This window comes from Wolbachia endosymbiont of Madathamugadia hiepei (assembly GCF_013366855.1).
GTDB lineage: Bacteria > Pseudomonadota > Alphaproteobacteria > Rickettsiales > Anaplasmataceae > Wolbachia.
Genome location: NZ_WQMP01000036.1, coordinates 1 through 8,194, shown reverse-complemented (window position 1 = coordinate 8,194; position 8,194 = coordinate 1). Strand labels below are relative to the sequence as shown.

General features: G+C 36.6%; 6 protein-coding genes. 1 reads left to right on the top strand and 5 read right to left on the bottom strand.

The window, feature by feature from the left end:
• Nucleotides 1-80: 80 nt before the first annotated feature.
• Nucleotides 81-1,829: an ankyrin repeat domain-containing protein gene (locus GO685_RS02145; RefSeq protein WP_175937373.1), complete on the top strand. Its 1,749-nt coding sequence runs from the start codon at nucleotides 81-83 to the stop codon at nucleotides 1,827-1,829.
• Here GO685_RS02145 and GO685_RS02140 read toward each other — a convergent pair.
• The 5 genes from GO685_RS02140 to GO685_RS02120 all read right to left on the bottom strand — a co-directional run bounded on the left by GO685_RS02140 (nucleotide 1,786) and on the right by GO685_RS02120 (nucleotide 8,122).
• Nucleotides 1,786-2,721, bottom strand: a complete 936-nt coding sequence (locus tag GO685_RS02140; protein ID WP_175937372.1) for a tyrosine-type recombinase/integrase — start codon at nucleotides 2,719-2,721, stop codon at nucleotides 1,786-1,788. The two genes, GO685_RS02145 and GO685_RS02140, sit on opposite strands and share 44 nt — an antisense overlap.
• Nucleotides 2,702-4,090: a dihydrolipoyl dehydrogenase gene (lpdA, locus tag GO685_RS02135; RefSeq protein WP_175937371.1), complete on the bottom strand. Its 1,389-nt coding sequence runs from the start codon at nucleotides 4,088-4,090 to the stop codon at nucleotides 2,702-2,704. The genes GO685_RS02140 and lpdA overlap by 20 nt, the downstream gene beginning before the upstream one ends.
• Entirely contained in the window at nucleotides 4,083-5,192 is a 1,110-nt protein-coding gene (locus GO685_RS02130; RefSeq protein WP_175937370.1) for an outer membrane protein assembly factor BamB family protein, read from the bottom strand. Before GO685_RS02130 ends, lpdA begins: the two co-directional genes overlap by 8 nt.
• Nucleotides 5,193-5,272: 80 nt before the next feature.
• Nucleotides 5,273-7,645, bottom strand: a complete 2,373-nt coding sequence (gene gyrB / locus GO685_RS02125) for a DNA topoisomerase (ATP-hydrolyzing) subunit B (RefSeq protein WP_175937369.1) — start codon at nucleotides 7,643-7,645, stop codon at nucleotides 5,273-5,275.
• 219 nt (nucleotides 7,646-7,864) lie between these two features.
• A complete protein-coding gene (locus GO685_RS02120) occupies nucleotides 7,865-8,122 on the bottom strand; it encodes a 6TM ABC transporter family protein (protein WP_175937368.1) in 258 nt (85 codons plus the stop codon).
• Between the last annotated feature and the right edge of the window lie 72 nt (nucleotides 8,123-8,194).

The following is an 8,194-nucleotide window of genomic DNA, read 5'->3' as shown; positions in this document are numbered from 1 at the left end:
AACTTTAGACGTGTTTTTTCTCGATTTGACAAGACTGCTGAGGTTTTTATGGGTTTTTTAAACTTCGTTGGTTCTCTCATATGGCTTCTCTCAAATTTTGTTCACAGAGATTAGCAGCTTTTGAGCAAGCTCTAGCAGAAGGTGCGAACGTTAATGCGTTTGACGCAGGATGTACAACATTAATGACTATAGTTACTAATTTGTCTACGTGTTCTGGAATAGAAACGGAAGAGAAATATCATAGTATGATTAGGTCACTTCTACTGGACCATAACATAAATGTTAATATTCGTGAACAAATTAATGACAACACAGTTTTACATTTAGCAATGTGCTTTCAACAAAAGAAAACGTTACAACTCTTGCTCAGTCACCTAAACATAAACACTAATATAACCAATAAGGAATATCAAAGTCCTAGTGAGTGTGCTAGGCAAAATCGTGCTGAACATTTGATAATGGAAATACAAAAAGCGCAAAAAGGAAAACAGTTATTAACTGTCCTTTCTAGAAATATTTACTTAGCAAAAACTCTTTTGAATCAAGATCTTAATCCTAACTGCTGGGAAAGAAACAAAAATGGAGAAATTGAAACACCACTTAGCCTAATTATCAAATCGTGTTTACAAATAATAACAAGAGATAAGGAAGAAGTACTGATTAAACTTTTAAAACATAAAGAGCTAGATTTTAGTCAGATAAAGCTAACACAAGCTATAGAGAAAAGTCTAAGATTGAAGCAAACAATTGCACAAGCGATTACAGAGCGATTAACTGATGTTATTAACAGAAAAGATTTAGATGATGTGAAAAAGTTGGTGGAAGATAATTGCTTCATGAATTATGCAATTGTTGCTGCTGCGTTAAGAGATGTTGGTGATCCAATTGAATCTATTACGAATTATTTAAATGAAAAATTTCCTGCAAGTGTGGGACGGCCCTTAGCAGGCATGAGTGATATACCAATAGATTTTGAGGAGTTTGTACAAGAACTTGTAGACAAGCTTGAAGAGGTAAAAGCTCAACTTGCAAAGAAGGTAAAGGAGTTGAACGATGCAAGGCAGGAGTTGAACAAACGCAATGATAAAATTGGAAAACAGCAAAACAGAATTCTAGAACTAGAGAGAGAACTTCATCATGCAAAAATTCGACTTGCAAAGGGAGATATAAAGAAATCAGCAGAAGATAATTGCTTTATGAGTCGTCCAATTGTTACTGCTGCGTTGGGGAATGTTAATAAAAAATTTTCTGCAAGTGCGGAACAGCCTTTAGCAAGTACGGATAGTGCACCGGTAGGTTTTGAGCAAGGTGTACCAAAACTTGCAGATGAACTTGAAAGCGTACAAGATCAACTTGCAGACAAAGAAAAGGAATTGAGTGATATAAAGCAGGAGTTGAACAAACGAAATGGTGAAATTAGAGAACAGCAAAACAGAATTTTAGAGCTGAAGGGAGAACTCGATCAAGCAAAAGCTCAACTTACAGAGAAGGATAAAAAACTGAACAATACAAAGGAAGAGTCAAATGAGAGGATTCATCGAAAAAGTGATAGACGAGCAAATTCTCCAGGTGGAAAACAAAACAACTACGCTCTTACATTTTTTATATTGTCGGGAACATTTGTTGTTGGTGCGTGTTTAACGATAGTGGATTATCCAGAGATAAGTGCTGGTCTTGCTGCAGTTGCGCTGGGTCTTTTTTTAGTAGGGTATTTTTTATACAAAGGAGATGAAAAAGACATAGGACCTGGTAGTGCTACCGATAATCCTCAAGTTACAAGGATTTTTATTTCTTCTCCAAATTCTGCTGAAAGTTTTTATACATATTAAAAACATCCTGATAATTTAAGTGAGTGTAAACTTGAGTGGTTTCCAGGCTTGAGTGGCCAAGCAGTTGTTGTATAGACCTTATGTCAACATTTTCTTGAAGCAAATGAGTGGCGAAACTGTGACGGAATGCGTGTGGAGATAAAATTTCTGGCAAGTTTAATGTTCTCCTTATTTTCTGCAAGCGATTAGCAACATAAGTTCTTCCCAATTTTTTTCCTCTTACTCCCACAAAGAGATATTGTGCTTCATCGTCAATGCCAAGGTAAGGACAAGCTTTTATATATTCTTGTAAACACTTTTTTACTACCGGAAGAATAAATACCTGCCTTTGTTTGTTTCCCTTACCTGTAATTATTAGGTTTTCGCCACTTACATCACTAATCCTAAGACTTAGCGCTTCACTAATTCTGAAGCCTGTGCCATATAATAGAACAATAATCGCAACTTCTCTTTTTATTACCCAAGGTTCACCCAAATCAGATAATTTCATTTCTTTCAGTAGAGTTTTTATATCAGATATTGATAATGCTTTAGGCAAAGTTTTTCTCTGAATTGGCTTTGACAAGGAAAATACAGCCTCATTATTTATTTCATAGTTGTTTTTCATGTACTTGAAAAAGTTTCTGACTGCTGACAGTGCGCGAGTGTTAGACCTTGCATTTACGCCTCTTGCATAACGGAAACTAAGCCAGCTTCTTAGCTCAGATATGCTTAATTTTTCCAAGGAACCAATATTTACTTCTCTACCAATGTGAGCGCTGAGGAAACTTATAAGATCCTTTAGGTCTCTCATATATGATTCTAAAGTGTTAGGTGAGTAAGATCTATTGCATCTCAGCCATTCATACCAATTTTCAATGATTGAACCAAGGTTACTTTTTAAAGAAGGCATCAATACACGCATCGCGGAAAGCTTCGTTTATATCAGGGTGAGAGTGACAAATTCTATATATATCCTCTGCTGCTGCACCATATGCCATTGCAACTGCTGCTTCATTAATTAGCGTATCAGCATATGCTCCTATGATATGTACGCCCAGTATTGTATCTGTAGTGCTGCAAGTTAGCACTTTCACGAATCCTTCGGCATCATCAGTGATTTTTGCTCTGCCATTTGCAGCAAATTGACATTTACCAACTTTATACTTACGACCGGCACTTTTCAGTTCCTCTTCGGTTTTACCAATTGAAGAAACCGCAGGGTGAGTGTAAATGACGGATGGTATGATCCCATAGTCAACGTGAGGTGACTGCCCTGCTATTATCTCTGCAACTGCCACTCCTTCTTCTTCTGCTTTATGAGCAAGCATTGCTCCACCAATCACGTCACCAATAGCAAATATTCCTTTCACGTTAGTTTCATACCTGTTGTTAACTTGAACAAAACCACGATTATCTTTCTCTATCTTCTCATCGATACCAAGACCATCGGTGCATGGTTTGCGACCTACTGCAATGAGCACCTTATCTGCCTCTATAGTATCTGTTTGGTTGTCTTGAGCAGAGCAAACTTTTACGCTGAGAGAATTACTATTTTGTTTCATTTCCTCAACTTTAGTGCTGAGTAAGAATTTTATTCCTTGTTTTTGCAGATTAGAAAGAAGAGACTTACTTAATTCTCCATCCATTGCTGCAGCGACTCTATCAAGAAACTCTACTACAGTGACTTCAGACCCTAGCCTTTCCCATACAGAAGACATTTCAAGTCCTATTGCTCCAGCTCCAATGACGACAAGTTTTTTTGGCACTTCAATTAGAGACAACGCACCGGTAGATGAAATGATATTTTTCTCGTCAATATTAATTCCTGGCAGAGAACTAATATCAGAACCGGTTGCGATTACTATGTTTTTTGTCTTCAACGTCTTGCCTTCAACTGAAACTTCGAGATTACCTTGATCAAAAGCGGTAATTTTTCCAAGTCCGTTGATTTTAGTGATCTTGTGAAGGCTGAACAGGTATTCTATGCCTTTTCCAAGCTCCTGAACTCTGGCGTCTTTATACTTTAGCATTTCTTTTAGGTCGAAGCTTGTATCCTTAACTTTTATGCCAAGTTTTGACAGGTCATTTTTCGTGTGAACATACTGATAGGAGGAGTGAAGTAAAGCTTTAGAGGGTATACATCCGACTCGCAAACACGTACCACCAAAAATGTTGTTTTTGTCTACGCAGGCAACTTTCAATCCAAGCCTTGCAGCAGCAATGGCACACTTATAGCCGCCTGGACCGCCACCTATAACAATCAGATCATAATCAGTCATAAAAAACAAACCTATTTTCTAAAGAATAAACACCGTTTCCCTCAGTTGTCACATATATCTTATCATGGGTAAACACTGGAGTGTGAAACACATTGCCAGGTATTTCAATTGCCTTGCCTGTGTTTTCAGATCCAGGAAAAGCAAACACCAACCTTTTATCACTTGTTACCCATAAAGTATAAGCATACATAATTGGAGCAAATAATTGCGTATTTTCTATTAAATTGGACGTCCAGACTGTTTCTCCGTTTTGTATGTCGACACCGATTATTTTATTATCTTTAGTAATTATAAAAGTACTGCCACCGGCTCTTTGTTCCTTTGCAGGGATAAGAGGACTATAATATGATACAATGTCTGATACACTTTTTACTTCCAGTGGCTTTGACCATAAAATGTTTCCTGATTTCATGTCAATACCATAAATATAAGAATTGTTTGTAGCTACTAAAGTATCACCGAGCACTCTTGGTGTAGTGGTCACATCTGTGAGCTGTGTGTTCAAAAGGTTTGTAGCCAATTTTTGGCTCCACAGTTTTTTACCATCTTCATTAAAAGCTATTAGCTCACCATTTGAAAACGGTGCTATTATTTTATCATTGGAAATTGCGGGTGATATGGAATATAAACCACGAACCACATTGATACCATTTTGATAAGTCCAAACGGAGCTGCCATCTTTTATATCAAACGCATACAGGTAGTTATCGATGGTTAATACTATCAGTTTATTATTTGTTACTATTGCTTTTCCTCTTACTGGAGCTCTCAGTTCTTTTTCCCACTGAACCTCACCAGTTTTTGCATCTATTGTATGCAGAACGTTATCCACTATAAAGAAAACAATTCCTCTATGGCATGATAGACTCATGTTACCAATTTTTTTTCTGTGTGGAAGGTGCAATTTCCAATTCAAAGTCCTTGGGTTATCAACATCAAAGGAATACAAGGTGCCGTGCTTATCTGCCAGAACGATACTATTTTCTGTAAGCACCGGAGCAACATAACCTTGCGATAATTTTTTATCGACTAAGGTTATTCGTTCACTTGCCATTGTGTAACTGCTACACAATAACATTATCATAACAATTATTACTTTCATTACTTATTGAAAACAAGACTTATCAATATACATACTAGAAGCGTTAACCACAATGAAAATGTTCTCAGTTGAACCAAGAGTTAAATATCAACATCATGCACATTTAATGCATTGGTATTGATAAAATCACGACGTGGTTCGACTATATCGCCCATTAACACTGAGAATATAGAATCAGCTTCCTCACAATCTTTTATTTCAACTTTGAGCAAAGTTCTAGTTTCAGGATTGAGTGTGGTCTCCCAAAGTTGATCGGCATTCATTTCGCCAAGACCCTTAAATCTCTGCAGAGTTAAACCTTTTTTACCATAATCCATCATTATTTTTGCAAGTGCACTCGGAGATTTAATCTTTATTTCAGTTTCTTGTGACTTTAAAAATGAATCACCATTGAATAAGTCAATTATGTCATCAAGAGAACTCAAAATATTTTGTATTTCTTTGCTTTTAAGCATGCTAAGCGGAAACATATATTTGTCTGCCAGTCCTTGAAATAACTTAGAGATATGCACTTCTTCATCTTTTATTTCTACTTCCCAATTATATTCGTTGTACATTAACTTTAAACATTTCAATATCTCATCAGCAGATGATAGGGCGTTCTTTTTGCTTAGAATTAGTAGTGACTCCAATAGATTTTGTGGTATTTCCCTGTCATAATTTTTGCTAATGTTTGAAATACTAAGACATTTATCCAAAACAAAGCGTAAATCTTTGTCTGTACTGCTTAATGTTAATCTTTTAACCGCCGAGTTTACTATATATTCTTCAAAAGTTTTGTCGTCTTTAATATAAGTATCTTTAGCATTTTTTGTAACTTTATAAAGAGGTGGCTGTGCTATATATAAATACCCTCTTTCAATTACTTCACGCATATACCGAAAAAAGAAAGTTAGAATTAAAGTTCTTATATGTGAACCATCAACGTCTGCATCTGTCATAATGATAATTTTATGATACCTAGTTTTATCAATGTCAAAATGCTCACTTCCTATTCCAGCGCCAATCGCAGTAATTAAAGAACCAATTTCCGCAGATGAAAAAATACGATCTAAACTTACACGTTCTACGTTTAGAATTTTCCCCCTTAAAGCAAGTACTGCTTGTGTTTTACGATTACGCCCCTGCTTTGCAGTACCACCTGCAGAATTACCCTCTACTATAAATAATTCCGATAACTCAGGAACTTTTTCCTGACAATCGGCAAGCTTTCCAGGTAGAGTGGAAATATCAATGGTGTTTTTGTTTTTAACTAACTCTCGCGCTTTTCTTGCAGCTTCTCTTCCTTTAGCTGATCTGATAGCTCTTTCTACTATACTCGCTGCTAATTTTGGATCAGTTTCAAGTATTGTACTTAGCTTATCAGAAACTATGTTTTCTACAACTGTGCGCGCTTCAGAACTGACTAACTTGTCTTTTGTTTGTGAAGAAAACTTAGGGTCAGGCATCTTAAGAGATAAAACACAGGTTAACCCTTCTCTGACATCTTCCCCAGTTAGATTCACTTTTGCCTTTTTCAAAAACCCCTCGCTAGTTGCATAATTGTTAATACATCTAGTTAAGGCAGACCTAAATCCTGCCAAGTGTGTACCACCATCTCGTTGTCTTATATTATTTGTAAAGCACAGCATATTTTCGTAGTAGGAGTCATTCCACTCCATTGATACTTCTACGCTGATGCCGAGATCTTTTGTATCGCCTCTCATGCTGGCAATTTTGGTAACATGCGTCTTATTTTTATCTAAATATCGCACAAAATTTGCTGTACCAAAATTATCTTGAGACTGTTTACTATCATTAAAATGAGACTCTACGTGTGATTTGTTGCGGAGATCACGCAAAGTGATCTCGATATTTGAGTTTAAAAATGCCAATTCTCTGATGCGACTCTCAAGGGTAGAGTAACTAAAGTCAATGTTACTGAAAGTCTCTGTTGATGGCATGAACGTTACTCTAGTTCCCTTTTTGCTTGTATTTTCATTTACTAACTTTAAAGGCTCAATGGACTTACCATCTTCAAAGCGCATAAAGTGTTCTTTCTTGTTGCGCCAAATAGTTAACTCCAGCCAGCTTGATAATGCATTTACAACTGAGATTCCAACACCATGTAATCCACCTGAAACCTTATAGGTATTGCTGTCAAATTTTCCACCTGCATGCAGTTGGGTCATTATTACCTCCGCTGCTGATATTCCTTCTTCTTCGTGGATATCAGTTGGAATGCCACGACCATTGTCGGTTACGGATACTGAGCCATCTTCATTTATGCTAACTTCAATTTTATCACAATGCCCAGCTAAAGACTCATCTATCGCATTGTCGACAACCTCATATACCATATGGTGCAAACCAGACCCATCATCAGTATCACCAATGTACATACCTGGACGCTTCCTTACAGCATCAAGACCTCTTAAGATTTTTATTGCATCAGCGTTGTAATTACTTTCCATGGAATTGCTTTATTTATGAATATTAATTAATATTACATTTGTATATGTCGATTAGCAACATTTTTAAACTGAGAGGAGATCTTTGATTGTGGTACATAGGTATAAAGCATGTTAGCACCTATATAATGGTAACATCCACTTCCACGGGTTGTTTCAATGTACAAGCCCAAATTGAAACAAAATCCTGCTTTATATTTCGAGATAAATGTCTATAGTGAACTATCTCGCCATTTGATTTGGGTTTCCCAGTTCAACGTAGGATAGGTTGCTCATACATGTTTTTAATATTTTTTTCTGTTTATCACTATCCAGCTTGCTGCTGAATTTCTGACACTTTTCCTCGAGCGCTGCACGTACAGCGGTAATAAACGTTACTGTTTCAGTTGAGAGTTCTGAAGGGCCTGCAAAGCTCTTCCGGATCGTTTCTTGTTCTCTTTCAGAAAATTTGCTTAGAACCTCCCTAGTCTCTGTGAACAAAATTTTAGAGAAGCCATATGAGAGAACCAACGAAGTTTAAAAAACCCATAAAAACCTCAGCAGTCTTGTCAA